Raw genomic sequence first — 20,183 nt, forward strand, 5'->3', positions numbered from 1 at the left:
AATCCAGTTATTAACGAAGTGCACTTTAATGAAATGTAACTACCGATCATTAGTAAAAAAATCACAAGGAGGATTGATTAATGGAAAATACGAATTCACTAACTCTTAAACGTGCTCTTACTTTAAAGCATGTCGTCTTTTTCGGATTGGCTTTCATGGCTCCAAAAACGTTTTTCTCAACATATGGGGTAGCTGTAAACAGCACTAACGGGATGATGCCAACGGCTTATGCTATTGCTTTAGTTGTCATGTTATTTACAGCTTATAGCTATGCCCAATTAGTGAAAGCGTTTCCAAAGGCGGGAGCAGCCTATACGTTTACGCAAAAATCAATAAGTCCACATATTGGGTTTATCGTTGGTTGGACACTCATCATTGATTATATATTTAGCCCGATGATCAGCTCCCTAATCGTTGGAATTTCATTGAAAGCTTATTTTCCATCCATTCCAATGTTTGTTTGGATCATTTTATTTATTGTGAACATTACTGTTGTCAACATCCTTGGCATTAAATTAGCAGCGAAACTTAGTACGTATATGCTTTTCTTTCAATTTTTATTGTTTGGCCTATTTTTTATTTTGTCCATTAAAGGGCTTCTTGCAGGAAAAGGAACAGGGACATTATTTTCAACCATTCCCTTTTATGATTCTGAAATTAGCGTACCTACTCTACTATCTGTTATCCCTATTCTATGTTTTAGCTTTTTAGGCTTCGATGCAGTAACTACATTGTCAGAAGAGACTAAGGATCCTACGAGAACGTTGCCAAAAGCGATTTATTTTATATCGATAATTGGCGGATTTTTATTTATTACAGGTTCTTATTTTGCACAACTGATTTTTCCGGATTTTCATTCTTTCAATAACCCTGAATCCGCCTATTTAGAGATCGCGATGTATATCGGCGGAAACATTTTTGTGAGCTTCTTTGTAGCAGTGGGGCTAACATCCACCACTGCTTCGGCCGTTGCTTCGGGAACGAGCGCCTCTCGTATTTTGTATGCAATGGGAAGGGAAAATGTATTGCCGAAAAAATTCTTCGGCTATCTATCCCCAAAATACCGGACACCGGTGTTCAATATTTTACTCATGGGTGCGGTTGCGTTAAGTGCTCTTTTCTTAGATCTAACGACAGCGGTATCGCTTATTAGTTTTGGAGCGTTATTTGCCTTTTTCTTTGTGAATCTTTCGGTTGTTTCTTACTATTTTTTTCAAAAGAAACAGAGGTCTTTTAAAGGAACGATTCAATATTTGATTATCCCGCTTATTGGTGCAGCACTGATTGGATTATTTTTTATACAATTAGATAAACATTCACTAATACTAGGTGGAATTTGGCTACTTATCGGATTTATTTATCTATTAAACTTAACGAAAATGTTTAGACAACCGCCTCCTGAGCTCTCCTTTGAGGAAGCTTGATAATAGGCCATGAAAGAAGGGAATGATTGATGATGAGTCAACAACTAGCTGACTTAATTATTTCAAGCAATACTGTATTTACAGGTCTTTCCGACCAGCCTGAACCCGCTTCCATCGCGATTAAGGACAACAAAATTGTTGCGATTGGTTCTGTTGAAGAAATTAAACACTGCGCAGGTGAGCACACGAAAATCTATCAGTTTAAAGACCGATTAATAATGCCGGGATTCCATGATTTCCATCTTCATATTATGAATGGTGCCGTTGCCCTCAATAGTGTCAATCTGTTCGCAGCTCGTTCAGAAGATGATGCGCTGGATATGATTCACAAATTCGCCGAAGCAAAACCAGAAAATCAATGGGTAATCGGATTTACATGGGATGAAGGCTTTTGGGATACACAGCAACTACCGACTCGCCATTCATTGGATCGCATTCTCTCTAAACGGCCAGCACTCATGTTTCATGCTGAAGGCCATTATGCATGGGTGAATACGAAAGCATTGGAGATTGCAAATATCACTCGTCATTCGGAAAATCCTTCTTATGGCATTATAGGAAGAGATGAAAATGGAGAACCCAATGGTATTTTATATGAAAAAGCAATGGATGGGGTTGTCCGTCATGCATTTAATTTTTCAAATGCACACAAGAAAGATATCTTCTCTAATTTCTTGGCACACACAGCAAGCTTAGGGGTAACCGCTGCCCATGATTTACATGGTTTAAAAAATATAGAATCTCTTGATGTTTTCAAAGAATTTGAAGACAAAGGAAATTTAACAACCCGTATTCATTTATGGCCTGCTTTAAATGGCAATCTTGAGCACTCCAAACAATTGCGAGAGAAGTATCAATCGGATAAACTCCGTGTGTCAGGACTGAAACAATTCATCGATGGCGTCATTACCGCTCGGACAGCTTATTTACTCGAGCCTTATGCGGATCAACCAGAAACACGCGGTGAGACATCTTTCCCGCCTGAAACGATCAAAAAATGGGTCGTTGATGCAGATAAAGAGGGCTTCAGCATTCGTTTTCATGCGATTGGAGATGGAGCAATTCGACTAGCTTTAGATGCCTATGAGGAAGCGCAAAGGGCAAATGATAGACGAGATTCACGACATGCCGTCGAACACATTGAAGTGATTCATCCAGATGATATCCATCGTTTCAAAGAGCTTGGTGTAACTGCTTCGATGCAGCCAAATCACTTAGCGATGTCAGAAAGAGGTGTTTACACCGAGCGAATAGGTACTGAACGGGAAACACATGTTTTCCCTATAAATACATTGCAAAAATCCGGAGCGAATTTGGCATTTGGAACGGACTTCCCGATTGATAACCTTAATCCGCTTCTACAAATCTATCGTGCAGTAACGAGAATCGATAGCAGCGGAAAAACGATATGGCATCCACATGAGCGCATCACACTTGCCGAAGCATTGAAAGCTTATACAGCCGGACCCGCTTATGGTGCATTTAGAGAGCAGGAATTAGGGACATTGGAAGTAGATAAGCTTGCAGATATTGTAGTCTTGGAACGAAATCTCTTTGAAGTCCCTGTGGAAGAAATACCAGATACAAAGGTACAGTTAACGATTATGGATGGAAAAGTAGTTTATGATAACCTGGGGCAATAATTAAATTAAGAGGCTGGTCAAAGAGCGTCATTATCATGTAGTGTTCACTTATATCGATGCAGCCATTTGAATACGGAGGACTGATATATGAATCATTCAAACACACCAACTCTTAAACGTTCACTCCCATTAAAATATGTTGTGTTTTTTGGCTTGGCCTTTATGGCTCCAACTACTTTGTTTTCAACATATGGAGTAGCTGTTCAAAGCACGAACGGGATGATTACAACTGCTTATATCGTCGCCTTAATCGTTATGTTATTTACGGCTTACAGCTATGCGCAAATGGTAAAAGCCTTTCCAAATGCCGGTGCTGCCTATACGTTTACCCAAAAATCCCTAAGTCCTCACATTGGTTTTCTCGTAGGTTGGACCATCATACTGGATTATATGTTCAGTCCAATGATTAGTGCTCTATTGTTAGGAATTGCAATGAAGGCCTATTTCCCTTTGATTCCTATGTATATTTGGATTATTCTCTTTATCGTCACGGTTACGATTATAAATATTCTTGGTATTAAGATTGCTGCTAAACTTAATATGGGGCTTCTATTCTTGCAATTCGGAACACTTGCGTTGTTCACCATTTTTTCAATAAAGGGTCTTTTAAATGGTCAAGGAGCAGGTACCCTTTTTTCGATCCTACCGTTTATCGATTCAAATATAAATATACAGGGCTTCATGTCCATTATCCCTATTTTATGTTTTTCCTTTTTAGGATTCGATGCAGTGACAACTCTTTCTGAAGAAACGAAAAATCCTCGAAAATCCATACCTAGGGCTATTTATCTTGTAACGATCATTGGTGGATTATATTATTTTATCGGTTCTTACTTTTTACAGCTTGTCTGGCCAGACTACCAATCATTTAAAGACCCGGAATCTGCCTATATGGAAATTGCAATGTATATCGGGGGTAACTTTTTGATTAGTTATATGCTTGCTGAGGGAATCATGTCAAGTTTTTCATCAGCTATTGCGTCAGGAACAAGTGCTTCACGTATTTTATATGCGATGGGACGTGAACGTGTACTTCCTGCCAAAATATTCGGATATCTTTCTCCTAAATATAGTACACCTGTCTTCAACATTATAATTATAGGAGGCGTTGCTTTAAGCGCACTATTCTTAAGGCTTACGACTGCCGTATCACTTATAAATTTTGGTGCATTATTCGCTTTTACTTTCGTTAATCTTTCTGTTATCGCTCACTATTATTTCCGAAAAAAACAGCGTTCCTTAATGGGGACAATTCGGTACCTTATCATTCCGTTAATTGGTGCTTCTTTGACAGGTTTCTTTTGGATAAAGTTAGACATCTATTCGTTAATATTAGGAGGAACTTGGTTTGCGATCGGATTTGTGTACCTTCTAAACCTCACGAAAATGTTTAAACAACCGCCTCCTGAGCTTGCCATTGAACAAGCTTAATAATTTGGAAGCTACTCTATAGGATTGAAAGGAATGTTAGACAATGAATCAACAACTAGCTGATATAATTATTTCAAGTAATGCTGTATTTACAGGTCTTTCTGATCAACCGGAGCCCGCGTCAATTGCGATTACGGACAACAAAATCATTGCGATTGGTTCTGAGGATGAGATTAAACCTTATTCAGGCGCGAATACGAAAATCTATCAATTTAATGACCAATTAATTATACCAGGTTTTCATGATTTCCATCTTCACATGATGGATGGAGCCGTTTCGATGAATAGTGCCAATTTATTCTCAGCCCGTTCAGAAGAAGAAGCGTTGGAAATGATTCGTAAATTTGCCGCATCTCGCTCGGAAGATCCATGGATAATCGGCTCTTCATGGGATGCAGGATATTGGGATACGCAGCAATTACCGAATCGGCATTCATTGGATCGTATTCTCCCCGATCGTCCGGTGCTTATGTTTCACGCCGAAGGTCATTACGCATGGGTAAATTCAAAGGCACTTGAAATCGCTAATATTACCCGTCATACCGAAAACCCTTCGTATGGAATTATCGGAAAAGACGAAACTGGAGAACCTAATGGTCTTTTATACGAAAAAGCAATGGACGCGGTTATCCTTTATGCCTATGATTTTACAAAAGAACAAAAGAGAGAACTTTTCACGAATTTCCTCGCTCATGCGGCTAGTTTAGGAGTTACATCCGTCCACGACTTATTCGCGATTGAAGCATTGGAAATGCTTAATGATTATGATGTTTTCAAGGAATTTGAAGACAATGGAGAATTAACAGCCCGTATTCATTTATGGCCAGCTTTAAATGACAATCTTGAACGTGTCAAACAATTACGAGATACGTATCAATCGGATAAACTTCGTGTGTCAGGACTTAAACAATTTATCGATGGCGTCATTACGGCCCGTACCGCTTACTTACTTGAACCTTATGCTGATTCACCGAAAACTCGCGGTGAATCTTCGTTCCCTCCTGAAACGATCAAAAAATGGGTCGTTGATGCAGATAAAGAAGGCTTTAGCATCCGTTTTCATGCCATTGGCGACGGAGCGGTCCGCCTTGCTTTAGATGCCTATGAGGAAGCCCAAAAAACACACGGTAAACGAGATTCACGTCATTCTGTTGAACACATTGAAGTGATCCACCCGGATGATGTTCATCGTTTCAAAGAGCTAGGCGTTACTGCCTCAATGCAGCCGGATCACTTTGCCATGTCCGAAAGAGGTGTTTACACCGAGCGAATTGGTACTGAACGGGAAAAACATGTTTTCTCGATTAATACATTGCAAGAAGCGGGAGCGAGATTGGCATTTGGAACGGACTTCCCGATTGATATCCTTAATCCGCTCCTACAAATCTATCGTGCTGTAACGAGAATCGATAGCAGCGGAAAAACGGTATGGCATCCACATGAGCGCATAACACTTGCCGAAGCATTGAAAGCTTATACGGCTGGACCCGCTTACGGTGCATTTAGAGAGCAGGAATTAGGATCATTAGAAGTAGATAAGCTTGCAGACATCATAGTATTAGAACGAAATCTCTTTGAAGTACACGTGGAAGAAATACCAGATACAAAGGTACAGTTAACGATCATGGATGGAAAAGTAGTTTATGATCGTACGACGGCTTTAATCGAAAAGTAACATAATTATTAAAGGAGGATTCTACAACTGTAGAATCCTCTCTGTTGTCCATGGACAATAGTCTATTACGCTAGCACATTGGGAAACCGGTTCTATCATGTGCTATGTCCATCCATCGCTGCATCATTACTTGTTGCTTCTTTAAAATACTCTCGCTTCCACTTAAACTTTTTTTATAAGCACATCTCAATTAAAGAGAGATGTATTCGCGTATAGCGATGAAGAACCGCCAGAGTGAACAAATAGAATGTTATCCTCAGGCTTAAAGGTGCCTTTTTGTATTAAATCGATGAGTCCCGCTGCCGCTTTACCCGTATATACCGGATCCAGCAAAATCCCTTCCGTTCTTGCCATTAGCTTGACTGCTTCCACCATTTCAGGTGTAGGCAGAGCATAACCCGGACCGACATACTCATCGAAGCACGTAACAGCCTCACGAGGAATTGAATTTGGAATGCCGATGTGTGCTAAAGTTTCGTTAACTAGCTGATAAACTTTCTCTTCTTGTTCAGCTTTTCCTCTGCTTACATTTATTCCGATTACCGATATTCCACTTTGATTTCCATGAAATCCGGCCGCCAAACCAGCATGCATCCCTCCGCTTCCGCTTACACAAATAACTGCTTTCAAATCAATCCCTTGGTCAAAGGACTGTGCCAAGATCTCCTGTGCGCAAGCAACATATCCCGTTGCGCCTATGACATTGGATCCTCCAACCGGAATGATGTAAGGTCGATGTCCTTTCTCTGATACCTCTTTAGCCACTTTCTGCATTTCTTGCATTAAGTCCGCACCATTAGGGACAACTATAATTTGGTCAGCCCCCAATAAATGATAGAGAAAATAATTACCGTTAAAATCCGGCTCTGAATTTTTTGAAAGTCCCTCTTCCAACACAAGGATGCATTTCATTTTCTCTTTAACGGCGGCAGCTAGTGTCAAGCGGCAATGATTGGATTGAATGCCTCCACATGTAATCAACGTATCCGCGCCTTTTTCCAATGCATCTGCAACAAGGAATTCCAGTTTCCTTGTTTTATTTCCCCCAGCAGTCAAACCAAGCATATCATCTCGTTTAATATAAATGGATGGGCCCCCAAGAACTTCAGAAAAATGATCTAATCTTTCAATCGGTGTATATGTCGGTGTATATCGCTTTCTAGGAAATTGTGCTAAATTCATTTAAAAACTCCTCCTGTATCATCTATGTATATTAAAAAAAAGAAAATATCAATCTGATGTTCTCTTTTGTTTAAAATAAGCTTCGATTTCCATCATAGCATCTTTATGTATTCCAGCAACATGAATCTCACTTCTTCATGGTTATCTGTAAAAAAGAAATAATTGTTTCCACATTTTTATATGAACTAAAACTCTAAATCATTTGTTGGGCCAAAACAGTAATGTACCCTTCCCATTGAATTGTATAAATATTTAAAAGTCTGAAGCATTACAATGACTTCAATCGTTTTTTAAGATAAAATAAATATACTTGTATATAATTGGATTGTAGAAAGGAGCACCATGGAAACCAATCACTATCAATATATTACAGAACAAATAGAACATTATTCTTCTAAGCCCTTAAGGGAAGCTATATTTTTTGTTATAAAAAATGCGATCATTGAAGGGATTTTTTTGCCTGGAGACCGTTTAACGGAAGATGATATCGCTCAACAATTCAATTGTAGCCGTACACCGGTTCGGGAAGCTTTGAGGAAATTGGAACAGGAAAATTTGCTTCAGGTGAAACCTGGTATAGGGATGGTCATTTCCAATGTGGATATTGAACTTTTACATCAGGAATTGGAAATCAGGAAAATGCTCGAAAACTATTCGATACAAAAAGCTTGTGAAGGAATTACGGAAGAGGAATTAAAAAAACTGGAATGGGCAACGGATAAACTGCAACAGGCAATTAATAGTAATGACCGAATAGCGGCAAGCCGTGCAAACATTGAATTTCACCGCTTATTATATTCCTACTCGAGAAATACCTTTCTCCAAAAGACTACGGATTCATTATGGCTTTCTTTTCGAATTTCCTTTTTATCGGCCCGTAATGAGGATGTTACAATGGTTGATAAATCTTGGTATGAGGAACGAAACAACGAGCACTTACAGCTAATCCAGGCCATTCGTGACAAAGATGTAGAAAAAGCAATAAGGGTCAATACGATCCATATCCAAAAAAACTATGATTATTACCTTGATTACATAAAACGTGTTTCCGAATAAAATTAACATTAAAGGGTGCCTAATTGCGAGTATTCAGTCCGCAATTGTAGGAACCCTTTTAATATATAACTCTTCAAGGCAGCATTCGAACGATTCGGGGATTATATCGGCCTTTCCCCTCTTTTTCCGGCCGTTCTGCTGCTTTTTCAAACCTTCCAATATTTTATTCAGCCGAACTTAGTATTCCATTCAGGATCATTTATTTCATATCAACTGTTTAGCATCATGAATCCAAATGCAATTTCACTTTTTGGAAATCTTCAGGCGTGTCAATGTCAAATCCCCACATCGAATTGTCAAAAGAAACGGTCTCTGTCACCGCATCATATTTTTTGATGATGCTTTTACCACCTTGATCACCATTTATTGAATGGAATTCATTGAGTAATACTGCATCCACTAGTATCGGATGTCCTGCCTCCCCTTTATATTTTGGTCGAACGATCCGCACTCCTTCATCTTTACACTCAATATATTTATCTATTAAAGATTGTATGATGTCACGGGAAATAAGGGGCTGATCCGCAAGGAAGATCATGACTGCATCCACATGTTCATTGATGGATTGAACTCCAAGTTTTAGAGATGTGGACATTCCATCTGCATAATACGGATTATGAATAATCTTCAATTCTGGATAGTCTTCACTATGTTGACGGATTTCTTCTATATATTTTCCGGCAACCAAATGGATGGGCTGCATGGTGCTTCCAAGGATTGAATCAATGGCATGACGAAATAGAGGTTGGCCCCGCAAAGGAAGTAACAGTTTTGGTTCACCCATTCGGATCGACATGCCTGCCGCAAGTATGATCGCTCCTATTTCAGGCATGAATCTTCACTTTGCCATGCAAAGGTGCAGGAAATCTTCCATTTCTAATAGACATCAATTCCGACACAATACTTAGTGCAACTTCTTCCATCGTTTCAGCACCGATATCCAAACCAATTGGTGAGTGGATTGGACCGCTGTTGAAGCCTTCTCCAATTGTATTAAGCATTTCCGTTGTACGGGAGATTGGGCCAAGCACCCCAATATATCGTGGGTCACTTTTCAAAGCCACTTGAAGGGTTTTCTCATCTAATGACTGGATATGATTCATGACTACCCACCAAGATCCAGTAAATTCAGAAGGTACTATTTCATCTGGGCATTTTTGCAAATTAGAAGCCAATGGAAACAAGCGATCATTATTGAAATCTTTCCGTGAATCCAATACCGTTACGGAAAACCCAGCTTTTGCTGCCAATTCGACAACTGGAACAGCATCTATGCCAGCCCCGGCAATAATCAATTGTTCACTGGGCTTAATAGCATCGATTAGATATCGTTTTCCCTCCAGATTCACCAATTCTGCCCGAGTTTGTGTATCCATTACCATCCTTGCTTTTTCAACGACTTCATATGGCACACTTCCATGATTTCCAATGAGGTTACCATATTTATCGACGATTAAACCTTTACCGGAGGATACATCCAATATCATGGTGAATTTCTGACCTTTCTGGACAATTTGATTTGTCATCATCCAAAATTCGTCATCTGGCTCAATAGGGAGGATAAATATATCCAATTTACCCTTGCAACCTATTCCCAACCCCCAAATTTCATTCTCGCTCAAGTCATATTGGTGTGTAACGCAAGTGTTAGTTTCCAAAGCTTTTTCCGCCCAGCCATATAAATCGCTTTCCAAACATCCGCCACTTATCGTGCCAAACATACGGCCGTCCGATGCCATCATCATTTTTGCACCTGGAAGTCTATATGCTGAACCCTTGACACCTATCTGCATGACCATTGCTGCTTTTTCGTGCCGCTCCCATGCGGAACTTATATTTTCCAACACGTCTTTTAATTCTTGTAACCTTGACATCCTTAACCCCCTCCTCTAAATCTGGTATTCACATATTAGGAAGCAGAAAAAGGGAGACAAATGGAAAATGCCGTATTTGTCTCGCTTCCCATCATTCATTTTCAATGATTAAAATCAGAGCACTAATATCCTTTTCTGACTAAGAAAACACTTAAGAAAAGGGAGAGGGCAACAAAACATAAAAGGGCAATAAACCCGCCATTATATGAACCGCTCATTTGACTGAATAAACCGACAACCATGGGTCCAAGAGCTGCGATTAAATAAGATACACAGCCGAAAATCCCACTGATGCTCCCCATTACCTCGGGTGATGCGACACGGTGAAGCATGGTCATGGTCAGCGCAGCTGGCATAAACAAAAGACCAATCAATAAAATGCTCAAGACGGCAGCAACTGTGCTGTTAGCAGTGAAAAGGGAGAAAAGCATGAAAATGATGATAAGCCCACTTGCCCCGCCTACAAAAATCGCCCTCTTCATGAATCGATCGGAAAGAAACCCAGCCAGCACTTGTACAACAATGGCTAATGCAAATCCACCGGCATTAATTACAGCGGAATTTACAAAAGCAATCCCTTTTTCTTCTGTCAAATAACTTGGTAAAAAGGTCGAAATCCCATAATAGGCAATGGAAATGGAAGAATAAACAATCGTTAAGATCCAGAACATCGGACTTGCAAGAACCGCTTTAACGTTATCTTTACTTGCTGTTGTTGGAGTTCCCCCCACTTTTTGATTACTTTGAATATAGTTTAATTCCATTGAATTAACCGCATAATGCTTAGCCGGATTATCTCTTGTCATGATCAAGAATAAAATCAAACAAACTACAGATAATGCCGCAAGGATGAAGTAGCTTTCCCGCCAGCCGTATGTGGAGGCTATGATTGCTATTAGCGGAAGCCCAAGAACCGGTCCTATCGCATTTCCGTTATACCAAGTTGTCTGTGCCTTTGCTTGCTCATTCTGTGGGAACCAGCTTGAGGTCAATTTCAATGCCATTGGATACAGGACTCCTTCACCGATTCCCAGTATGGCCCTGGACCATAAAATCGCACTGATGGAATCGGCCATTCCACCTAAAACCATCGCAAATGCCCACAGAGCGATGCCAATGAAACCGCTGCGCAGTGCACCTATCTTATCAACGATGAAGCCCCAAGCCAATTGACCAAAAGCATAAGTCACTAAAAATATGCTGCTAAGGGTTCCTTTCACTAAATTACCATCAATGCCCAAATCAGTCAGAAAAGGCTTGTTGGCAAGCAAAATATTAATATTTGCCTTATCCATCATGGAAACAGTGAAAAGAACGAGCAAAGGAAAAGCCGTGAAGAACCAACGGGTATTCGTCATTTTGCCCGATGGATCATGCAGTTGTGGATTTAAATTATTCAAACAAATCAGCCCCTATTATCATGAAAATTTTCGTAACTAGTGTAATCCCCTATTTACACTTTCCATTTTCATGCTCGTCTGTCGTTCTGTCATGGTATAGGGTATAATCCATCAACAATGAATTCTGAACTGCTAAAAACGAATTTATTAACTTATTTCGATTTTGAACTTTTTCCTTTCCGCTTCCTTAATCCAATTACGGAGTTTACTTGGGCTAATGGGTAATTGATTGATCGTGATTTCTAAAGGATCGAGCGCATCAACAACCGCATTCGCAATGGCTGCAGGCGGGGAAATGGCTCCACCTTCACCTACTCCCTTGATGCCAAGTGGATTTCTGGTAGAGAGAAATTCTTGATGGGACTTTTCTACAGTCGGGATTTCCATGGAAGTCGGCAATAAATAATCCATATAAGATCCGGTCAAAAGTTGGCCTTTCTCATCGTAAACGACTTCTTCATATAGAGCTGCACCAACTCCCTGGGCAATGCCACCCTGCACTTGACCATCCACGATCATTGGATTGATGACCTTTCCTGCGTCATGAACCACACTATAACCTTTCAACTCGACAATACCTGTTTCCTTATCCACTTCCACCAAGGCTATGTGGACGGACGATGAAAAAGTAACAGTGGGCGGAACGAAGTAATGTGTGACTTGCAGGCCTGGCTCCATTCCAACAGGCACCTTGCATCTGTTTCCTGGACGTGCCGCTTTAGCAATTTCCTTATAGGTCACACATTTTTCAGGGTTGTTCTTAACAAAGGCTTTGCCATTTTCCATTTGTATATCAGAGGATTCAACTTCAAGCATGGCAGCTGCGACGGCCAATACTTTTCCCCTTAATTTCGCTGAAGCAATTTGGATGGCCGATCCAGCATTCACTGCACTCCGGCTTGCGTATGTTCCGGCCCCAAAGGCCAAGTTCATTGTATCTCCGACCCTTATGGTAATATCATTTGGGCTAAGCATTAATTCATCCGCACAGATTTGGGAGAATACCGTTTCGTGACCCTGCCCTTGCGGAGATGATCCAAGGTATGCCACGACCTGACCGCTACCATCAATCGTGACATAGGCGCTTTCGAATGGACCAGCACCAGTTCCTTCAACATAAGTGGAAATGCCGACACCGACTAGCTTTCCTTGCTTCTTCAACTCTTTTTGCTGCTCTCTAAATCCTTCGTAATCAACCATTTTCAAACCTTGATCCAATGCGGCCGGATAGTCCCCGCTATCGTAAATCAGCTTTGCACCATCTTTAACCAATATCCCTTGGTCATAAGGCATATCCTCCGCTTGAATCATGTTCTTTCGCATTACTTCCACTGGATCTTTTTTCAACCTTCTAGCGACCATATCGATAATTCGATCCATTACGAAAACGACCTCTGGTCTTCCTGCCCCCCGGAATGGAACATTCGGTGTTTTATTCGTTAAGACAATCTGGCAAGTAACATCATAGTTTGGAATCTTGTATGCTCCCCTTAAATGGTAGGCACTATTGTAGGCACATGTTAATCCAAAATAATTTACAGCACCACTATCTATAATGAAGTGATCTTTAATTCCCAAAATAGTTCCATCCAAGTTATAAGCAACCTCAACATCATGGATTTGATCCCGTGAATGGCGGGAACTTGTCATATGTTCTAGACGGTCTTCAATCCACTTGACAGGTCTCTTCAATAACTTCGAAAGATATGGAACTAGGATTTCTTCTGGATGAACCCCACCTTTTGGGCCGAAACCACCACCTACGTCAGGTGCGGTCACCCTGATTTGCTGTTCAACCAAATCCAATGATCTAGCAATATATGTTCTAACCTCAAAAGGAAGTTGAGTGGAAGAATAAACATGAAATTGATCTGTACGGTTTTCATAGGTGGAAACGACCCCCCTCGTTTCGAGCGGGTTGGAAGAAACTCTAGGCGTTTGGATTCTTGCCTTGAGAATATGATCTGCATCATTAAGCGACTGTACAGCATTTCCAGTCGTAAGATGGAAGTCTGACTGGACGTTATTCTGTAAATGCTCTTGAATCAATGGTGCGCCTTTTTCCAAAGACTTGAATGGATCGACAACCACCGGTAACGTTTCATATTCCACTTTTATTAAATCTGCTGCATCTTCGGCCACATACCTGTTATCTGCAACGACAACTGCAATGGGTTGCCCTACATACATCACCTTATTCTTTGCCAAGACATCTTCATAACAATAATGGATAGTGGGATTGATCGCTTCCGCTAGATTGGGAGGCAAAGCACAATGTGATTCAAATTGGACAAGAGGCTTTATGATTCCATCTATATCCATTGCTGTGAGAATGGCATGCACCCCTTCCAATGCCTGGGCTTCGGAGATATCAATCCCTTTGATTGCGGCATGTGCATGTGTGCTTCGGACAAAGACCGCTTCAACCATATTTGTCATTCGGATATCTCCAACGAATTGCCCTGTACCTGTAACCAAACGATAATCTTCCCTCCGCTTAACACTTTGGCCAACGTATTTTGTCATGCCTGCTCCCTCCTTAATTGGACACAGTTTGCGCAGCCTGCTTCACAGCTTTAATAATGTTGGAGTAACCGGTGCATCGACATAAATTTCCTGAAATGCATTTTCTTATTTCTTCTTCACCTGGATTCAAATTTTCTTCCAGGAGCCTTGAAACAGTCATCAAAAAGCCCGGTGTACAAAACCCGCATTGCAGGGCATGATTATCCGAAAATGCTTGCTGTAGGTGATTAAGCTTCCCATTCTCCTGGATAAGTGACTCCACCGTCTTGACTTCACATCCATCCGCTTGGACTGCAAGCATTAAACATGAGCGGACTGGATCACCGTTAACATGGATTGTACAAGCTCCGCAAACTCCATGTTCACAGCCAATATGTGTTCCAGTAAGGAACAGGCTCTCCCTGATAAAATCCGATAATAGCAATCTAGAGTCTACTTCCCTCGATATAGCTAGTCCGTTTACTTTTAGATTTATCTTCACTCCATCCATCACATCACCCTGCCCCCTTGTGCACGAATGGTCGCTTGCTTTAAGGCCCGGATGACCATCGTACCAGATAGTTCCCTTCTATATTCAGCTGTACCATGGAGATCGGATTCAGGTTCGATTATCTCCATTGTTAAAACACTCGCATCCTTATAAATCTCCTCAGTCGGTTCCTTTCCAACCAAAAGCCTTTCCACATCCCCTAAAGCTGTAGGAACGGAATTCACGCCACCTATGGCTAATTTAACCTCAGAAAAACTTCCATTTTCACTTAGATCAACTACTGCAGCCACCTCGACCAAACCAAAATCCCCATGCCTTCTGGCCACTTCAACAAATGCCGATCCACTAGTCGGCTTTAATATCGGGAACCGAATCTCTTTAACCAATTGATCCGGCTGTAAGGATGTAAGCATATAGGTAAGGAAGAACTCTTCAGGGCTTACTATTTCTTCGCCGTTTACATCGGCGATGACTACTTCTCCTCTTAAAGCGGTTAAAACGCATGGTAGCTCCGCAGATGGATCACCATGGGCGATACTGCCACCAACAGTTCCCCGATTGCGTATTTGTTCATGGCCTACCCACCGTATCGCTTCCGATAACAATGGACACTTCTTCTTAACCAACTCGGATTTTTCAATTTCCCTGTGTTTCGTCAAAGCACCGATGACCAGTGATTCACCTTCTTCTTGTATATAGCTCAACCCCTCAGCCCTGCCTATATCAATAAGGTACTTTGGCGTTGAAAGTCTCATATTCAATAATGGGATCAAACTTTGTCCGCCGGATAAAATCTTCGCATCTTCCCCGTATTCTGATAAATAGTGCACAGCTTCTTCCAAACTCGAAGGCCGAAGGTAATTAAACTTAGCTGGTTTGATAGGAACCCCTCCATTCGTGATACACCGTTTAAATGGTTTGAATGACCGGCATTAAATTCTTTGATGAGTTTTTAACTGTTTCTCCATATCTTTAAAGAATTTACCTGCCATGAATTTTGCAATACCACCAATAACCCTGCTTCCCACACCAGCGATCATTCCACCAATATCTGCGTTGCATTCCCAAATCAATTGACAACCATCACCATCAGGAATGATTTTACAGTCCATTTCAGCAGAAACAAAACCTGGCTTCCCGCTGCCTTCAGCATTTAAAATATACTGATAAGGCACTTCCAAATCCTTCAATTTCACCTTTCCCGTGTAGTCACCTTTTACAGCTGCAACACCAAGCTTAAGTTCAACATCATATTCGCCAGCTGCAACCAATGAAAGGTCTTGACATCCTGGAATGGCATTCTTGAGCAATTCCGGATTATGCATGGCTTCCCAAATCACTTCTGCGCTATAATCAAAGTTTATTTTTCCGGATATCTCCATTTTTCCAGCCCCCAATTTTACAAATTTTTTTAACCTCTTGCTCCCTAGAAAAAATGACATTTTCACCTGCATACATGTATACACCCTAGCTTAAAAAATTTTCAAGCCAATAACTACCTTTAATAATATTTATATTCTGAATTATTTGTCAATTATTTTTTTCTGTTTTTTTGTTAAATTTGTCAATATTTTGCCAACCGTACAAGGCCATGGTTGAAGTCCCCTTCCTGCCCATTGCCTTGTATATGCTTTTTACGGTTTCACTAGTCCAGTAAGTTAATCAGTTGATTAGGAGGGAAAATGGCTAGGTTTTCGATTAATGACCACTGGAGTTCATTATTCCTAAATATGTAAGTTCCATGCACTCTGACATTTGTATCCGGAAACCTCTTGATGTTCCATAATTACTTGTTTACTCATCAAAACGTTCTAACAATTCAATAATTACTTTATAGGTCGATGTTGTATCCATATAGGCATATCGGCCTTTTCCGTTAAAAAAGTTACCTGTCTGTATGACCGGATAGCCCATTTCTTCTAACATCTTCATTTTATCCTCCATGTCTTTAACGACAAAAGAGATATGGTGAACGCCCTCACCATATGTTTCAAGATGATCTTTCCACGTACTAGGTGATTCTCCCGGTTCGATCAATTCAATTTGAATTAACGGGGTATCGATGAACATATATTTTGATTTTCCTTCAGTGGGCTTCCCTTTGTAGATCACGTTTGTAATATCGGTTGAACCAGAATGAATGATGGAAGGTTTTTCAATCCCCAACAACTTACAATATGCATCTGCAGCCGCATCCAGGTCGTTTACAACTAAGGCAAGCTGTTCCACTTTGTTAGTCCCTAATAGCGGCTGAACGCTTGCATCTTCCGGTTTCTCCCATGCCGTTTTCCTTGGCTCTGCACTTTCAAGCAGTTCAACTAATGTTTTGTGATCATCCAGTGTATCCACATATACATATCGGCCGTCACTTGAAGTGAATTCACCCGTTTGCAAAGCTGGATATCCGCTATTCTCCATGATTGGCAGCCTCTTTTGGATAGAGTCTACATCAATAGCTATATGGTGGATCCCTTCACCTACTTCATCCAGGAACTCACGCATCGTTCCTGGATTTTTATCGGGTTCTATTAGTTCAAATTGGACGGTTGGTGTATTCAGAAAAGCCAGTTTGGATTGTGATTCCGTTGGTACACCTCTAAAAGTGACTTTCGAAACAGAACTGTCACCGGTTAGAAATGGTTCTGCCTTCTTTATCCCCAGCAGTCTTGTGAAAGCTATATTTGCAGCCTCAATATCTTTTACAACAAATGCGAGTTGATTAATATTCCTATTGCCCAATAGTGATTCAGCCATCCTTATAAACCTTCTTCCCATAGTTTATTTTGTAATGAACTCAACCCAGACCGCGAACTGACAATCCTCCATCACTGGAGATGACTTCGCCGGTAATTGCACGCGCTGCGTCCGATGCTAACAGGACATATGCAGCTACATGATCTTCGGGCATCTGTGCAAGCTGAAGAGGGTTTCTTTTTTTAATGCTGTTTGCCTTCGTTTCATTATCGACTATTTTAACGAATGGACGTAGGGGAGGAATGACCGATAATGCTGTCAGAGTGCCACCAGGCGCTACAGCATTCACCCTAATGTTAGGAGCGAGTTCAAAGGCAAGTTGGCGCATCAGCCCTATTTGGGCATGCTTGCTTGCCGTGTACCACACCCCGCCGCCATCCGGATAAAAACTGGCACCGGATACGGTGAAAATAATATTGCCATTCGATTTTTGCAATTCTTCAAGAGCGGCTTTAGCACCGAAGAAAGATCCTTTAACGTTAATATCAATCAGAAAATCATATGCTTCGGAAAGTGCATCGGGAGTTACGTCGGCGAATTTAGCAAATCCATCAAAGACACCTGCATTAGCAACGAAAACGTCCAGCTTTCCAAATTGCTCAACTGTGGCCTGTACAGCTCTCTCATTGTCTTCATATTTGCTTACATCGCCTTGGTTAATGAGAATCTCTTCACCAAATTCGTCTTTCATTTTCTTTAGCGTTTCGATCGAGCGTCCGATGATGCTGACTTTTGCCCCTTCTTGTATAAAACGTCTAGTGACAGCCTCTCCGATACCTGAATTGCCCCCGGTAATCAACACTACTTTATCCTTTAACGCCATTGCCATTGAAACCAGCCTCCTCGTTATCTCTTTTTATCCAAGTCAATATTATACGAAGATAGCAAGATTTCTGGTATTTATCGTTGATTGATCAACAATGAATATCCTTTTGGAAAGTTTCCATTTACCTTCTTCGAAAATGAATTCATCATTTCGTTCCCCCGAAATTAAATCATGTTGAATATCCGTGCTGCGGCTTCGATAGATAAGCAGATAGCTCTTGACGACTGCCTTTTCACCTTCAACATAGTCTTTAACACGTACATTAGAGACAAAACGCCGTGTTCTTGACGGCGGTATTTCCGCCCAAGCATAATCCGTTTTCAAACGATCCACGCGCAGTTTAAGCAGCTCAATATCATCATTAAAAGTAAACATTTCCGTTGAATAATCCGGGCGTTCCACACCTTCTTTATTTACACGTACAGGCATTTGATAACGCAAGCTAGAGTGCATTAAATCAAACCAATCATCAAATTCAATATCATCCAATAGTTGAGCTTCATCATACAGCCACTGTTCAAATTCACATTTGAGCAACATTTTCTCCACATTCATTTCCGTTCCCCCTCTCGCTTATCATTTCGTCATTAATTCAAGCCAGTACTTGTAAAAATTCCTTTGGCTCGCTTCAGTGAATTTATCATCATAAGCAACACCAGGTCCTATAAAATCAACCGGTTCACGATGAAGCCCCATTGTATAATTGTAGGTTAAATTCTTTAGGAAAGGCATTGGGCCTTGGGCTGCTTCAGTAATATCCGTAAACACTTCCGTATCATCCTGTTCGAAAATACCTGATGGGCTAAAGGTCAATATAAATGAATCTCTTGATCTATCTTTCCAATCTTGGGTAGCGTTCTTTTCCACGAGCATCCAAGCGATCACTTCCATTTTATTGTGACCGATTGGCCGCCACATCCTAATTGAAGTGTTGGATATGAATTGGTCTTTGATTTTTGTATGGGATATTAAAAATGATAAGTTGGGGAAAACGTTCCCAATCATATTCTTTAAGTTTGATAACACTCCATATTGTTCTTCAGACAAATTAGTTTTAAATTCATCTTTCAATTCTTCCGGGAAAGCGAAGTCTGGGTTAGGTGTCCCTAAGTTCAGTCCATGCCCGTTATCCGTATGGATTTGAAAACCACGCTTTGAATAGGTAGCATTGGGCACCATGCCCAGTTTGGCAATGGATCCGTGTGTGACCATCGTATGATAGGAATCACCAACAAAGTTATCGGAACCAACCTTCCAGTTTGAATTGACAACGAATCTTTGCGGGACCCCGATTACTTCCATTTCTGCTCGACCTACGAGTATATCCAAATACCATTTAATGTCTCCAAGAAACTCTTCAAGCGGCTCTGCATCTTCATTCCAAGTTCCAAATAAAAGACCTTTATAGGATTCAAGCTTCACTTTGTGAAGGCCCATTTCCGCCCGGTCAAGATTGCCCCCATATATGTCCTTTTGTAATGGCACCCCTACAAGCTCACCAGTGTTTTTGAAATTAAACCCATGGTAGGGACACGTAAATAATGACTTGTTCCCTTTATCTGCACGGCATAGTTTCATTCCGCGATGTGTGCACATATTATAAAACGCCCTGATTTCCCCTTCAGCATCACGAGTGATGATGAGCGAGTAGCCAGCCAGTTCACGGGTCATGAAGTCTCCTTTGTTGGGTACTTCAGAATCATGACCTATAAAAACCCATGTTTTCAAAAACACTTTTTCATGTTCTATATCATAAACCTTTGGGTCTCCAAGGAGGTATGCAGGTATAGCGCCTTCCTCTGGTTTAACCGTTTCGGTCAGATAGTTAATAACTTGCTGTTTCGACATTTCTTCTAAGGATTTATCAGTTTTAAGCATACTTTTTCTCTCCCTTCCAAGCTT

17 protein-coding genes are annotated in these 20,183 nt (G+C 40.9%); 5 read left to right on the forward strand and 12 right to left on the reverse strand.

Annotated features, from left to right (window positions below; genetic code table 11):
• The first annotated feature begins 80 nt into the window (after positions 1-80).
• From BW986_RS23350 to BW986_RS23365, 4 genes are all read left to right on the forward strand, one after another.
• Positions 81-1,424, forward strand: coding sequence for an APC family permease (locus tag BW986_RS23350; RefSeq protein ID WP_076371295.1), 1,344 nt, complete (start codon positions 81-83; stop codon positions 1,422-1,424).
• A gap of 32 nt (positions 1,425-1,456) precedes the next feature.
• The gene (locus BW986_RS23355; RefSeq protein WP_076371578.1) at positions 1,457-3,067 is read left to right on the forward strand and encodes an amidohydrolase; all 1,611 of its coding nucleotides are present in this window, start codon (positions 1,457-1,459) and stop codon (positions 3,065-3,067) included.
• Between the two features lie 87 nt (positions 3,068-3,154).
• Positions 3,155-4,498, forward strand: a complete 1,344-nt coding sequence (locus tag BW986_RS23360; protein ID WP_076371298.1) for an APC family permease — start codon at positions 3,155-3,157, stop codon at positions 4,496-4,498.
• 43 nt (positions 4,499-4,541) lie between these two features.
• On the forward strand, positions 4,542-6,173 hold the full coding sequence (locus tag BW986_RS23365; protein WP_076371300.1) for an amidohydrolase: 1,632 nt from the start codon (positions 4,542-4,544) through the stop codon (positions 6,171-6,173).
• A 186-nt stretch (positions 6,174-6,359) separates the two neighbouring features.
• On the opposite strand, the gene cuyA is transcribed toward BW986_RS23365, so the two are convergent.
• A complete protein-coding gene (cuyA, locus tag BW986_RS23370) occupies positions 6,360-7,355 on the reverse strand; it encodes a D-cysteate sulfo-lyase (protein ID WP_076371302.1) in 996 nt (331 codons plus the stop codon).
• A gap of 342 nt (positions 7,356-7,697) precedes the next feature.
• On the opposite strand from cuyA, the gene BW986_RS23375 reads away from it, so the two are divergent.
• A complete protein-coding gene (locus BW986_RS23375) occupies positions 7,698-8,411 on the forward strand; it encodes a GntR family transcriptional regulator (protein ID WP_076371304.1) in 714 nt (237 codons plus the stop codon).
• A gap of 223 nt (positions 8,412-8,634) precedes the next feature.
• Here BW986_RS23375 and BW986_RS23380 read toward each other — a convergent pair whose 3' ends face one another.
• The 11 genes from BW986_RS23380 to BW986_RS23430 all read right to left on the reverse strand — a co-directional run bounded on the left by BW986_RS23380 (position 8,635) and on the right by BW986_RS23430 (position 20,159).
• Entirely contained in the window at positions 8,635-9,243 is a 609-nt protein-coding gene (locus BW986_RS23380; protein ID WP_076371306.1) for a nucleotidyltransferase family protein, read from the reverse strand.
• Complete coding sequence (locus tag BW986_RS23385) at positions 9,236-10,285, reverse strand: XdhC family protein (protein ID WP_076371308.1); 1,050 nt, start codon at positions 10,283-10,285, stop codon at positions 9,236-9,238. Before BW986_RS23385 ends, BW986_RS23380 begins: the two co-directional genes overlap by 8 nt.
• Before the next feature lie 122 nt (positions 10,286-10,407).
• A complete protein-coding gene (locus tag BW986_RS23390; protein WP_076371310.1) occupies positions 10,408-11,685 on the reverse strand; it encodes an MFS transporter in 1,278 nt (425 codons plus the stop codon).
• A gap of 147 nt (positions 11,686-11,832) precedes the next feature.
• On the reverse strand, positions 11,833-14,211 hold the full coding sequence (locus BW986_RS23395; protein ID WP_076371312.1) for a xanthine dehydrogenase family protein molybdopterin-binding subunit: 2,379 nt from the start codon (positions 14,209-14,211) through the stop codon (positions 11,833-11,835).
• A 13-nt stretch (positions 14,212-14,224) separates the two neighbouring features.
• Positions 14,225-14,701 carry a (2Fe-2S)-binding protein gene (locus tag BW986_RS23400; protein ID WP_076371314.1) on the reverse strand — a complete coding sequence of 159 codons (477 nt, stop codon included), beginning with the start codon at positions 14,699-14,701 and terminating at the stop codon, positions 14,225-14,227.
• Positions 14,701-15,603, reverse strand: coding sequence for an FAD binding domain-containing protein (locus BW986_RS23405; RefSeq protein WP_311316573.1), 903 nt, complete (start codon positions 15,601-15,603; stop codon positions 14,701-14,703). Before BW986_RS23405 ends, BW986_RS23400 begins: the two co-directional genes overlap by 1 nt.
• Positions 15,604-15,633: 30 nt before the next feature.
• Positions 15,634-16,083, reverse strand: coding sequence for an SRPBCC family protein (locus BW986_RS23410; RefSeq protein WP_179086152.1), 450 nt, complete (start codon positions 16,081-16,083; stop codon positions 15,634-15,636).
• Between the two features lie 412 nt (positions 16,084-16,495).
• Positions 16,496-17,455 carry a VOC family protein gene (locus tag BW986_RS23415; protein ID WP_076371320.1) on the reverse strand — a complete coding sequence of 320 codons (960 nt, stop codon included), beginning with the start codon at positions 17,453-17,455 and terminating at the stop codon, positions 16,496-16,498.
• A 40-nt stretch (positions 17,456-17,495) separates the two neighbouring features.
• A complete protein-coding gene (locus tag BW986_RS23420) occupies positions 17,496-18,284 on the reverse strand; it encodes an SDR family NAD(P)-dependent oxidoreductase (RefSeq protein WP_260320940.1) in 789 nt (262 codons plus the stop codon).
• A 42-nt stretch (positions 18,285-18,326) separates the two neighbouring features.
• Positions 18,327-18,836 carry an aromatic-ring-hydroxylating dioxygenase subunit beta gene (locus tag BW986_RS23425; protein ID WP_076371322.1) on the reverse strand — a complete coding sequence of 170 codons (510 nt, stop codon included), beginning with the start codon at positions 18,834-18,836 and terminating at the stop codon, positions 18,327-18,329.
• A gap of 21 nt (positions 18,837-18,857) precedes the next feature.
• Positions 18,858-20,159, reverse strand: a complete 1,302-nt coding sequence (locus BW986_RS23430) for an aromatic ring-hydroxylating oxygenase subunit alpha (RefSeq protein ID WP_076371324.1) — start codon at positions 20,157-20,159, stop codon at positions 18,858-18,860.
• Between the last annotated feature and the right edge of the window lie 24 nt (positions 20,160-20,183).

This window comes from Peribacillus simplex (assembly GCF_900156045.1).
In the GTDB taxonomy this organism is placed as follows: Bacteria; Bacillota; Bacilli; order Bacillales; family DSM-1321; genus Peribacillus; species Peribacillus simplex_D.

Excerpts from the sequence above, each read along its gene's own strand:
- BW986_RS23400 (WP_076371314.1), bottom strand. The coding sequence starts at position 14,701 with ATGGATGGAGTGAAGATAAATCTAAAAGTAAACGGACTAGCTATATCG.
- BW986_RS23395 (WP_076371312.1), bottom strand. The coding sequence starts at position 14,211 with ATGACAAAATACGTTGGCCAAAGTGTTAAGCGGAGGGAAGATTATCGT.
- BW986_RS23365 (WP_076371300.1), top strand. The coding sequence starts at position 4,542 with ATGAATCAACAACTAGCTGATATAATTATTTCAAGTAATGCTGTATTT.
- BW986_RS23360 (WP_076371298.1), top strand. The coding sequence starts at position 3,155 with ATGAATCATTCAAACACACCAACTCTTAAACGTTCACTCCCATTAAAA.
- BW986_RS23425 (WP_076371322.1), bottom strand. The coding sequence starts at position 18,836 with ATGAATGTGGAGAAAATGTTGCTCAAATGTGAATTTGAACAGTGGCTG.
- BW986_RS23355 (WP_076371578.1), top strand. The coding sequence starts at position 1,457 with ATGAGTCAACAACTAGCTGACTTAATTATTTCAAGCAATACTGTATTT.
- BW986_RS23350 (WP_076371295.1), top strand. The coding sequence starts at position 81 with ATGGAAAATACGAATTCACTAACTCTTAAACGTGCTCTTACTTTAAAG.
- BW986_RS23380 (WP_076371306.1), bottom strand. The coding sequence starts at position 9,243 with ATGCCTGAAATAGGAGCGATCATACTTGCGGCAGGCATGTCGATCCGA.
- BW986_RS23385 (WP_076371308.1), bottom strand. The coding sequence starts at position 10,285 with ATGTCAAGGTTACAAGAATTAAAAGACGTGTTGGAAAATATAAGTTCC.
- cuyA (WP_076371302.1), bottom strand. The coding sequence starts at position 7,355 with ATGAATTTAGCACAATTTCCTAGAAAGCGATATACACCGACATATACA.
- BW986_RS23410 (WP_179086152.1), bottom strand. The coding sequence starts at position 16,083 with ATGGAGATATCCGGAAAAATAAACTTTGATTATAGCGCAGAAGTGATT.
- BW986_RS23375 (WP_076371304.1), top strand. The coding sequence starts at position 7,698 with ATGGAAACCAATCACTATCAATATATTACAGAACAAATAGAACATTAT.
- BW986_RS23420 (WP_260320940.1), bottom strand. The coding sequence starts at position 18,284 with ATGGCAATGGCGTTAAAGGATAAAGTAGTGTTGATTACCGGGGGCAAT.
- BW986_RS23430 (WP_076371324.1), bottom strand. The coding sequence starts at position 20,159 with ATGCTTAAAACTGATAAATCCTTAGAAGAAATGTCGAAACAGCAAGTT.
- BW986_RS23415 (WP_076371320.1), bottom strand. The coding sequence starts at position 17,455 with ATGGCTGAATCACTATTGGGCAATAGGAATATTAATCAACTCGCATTT.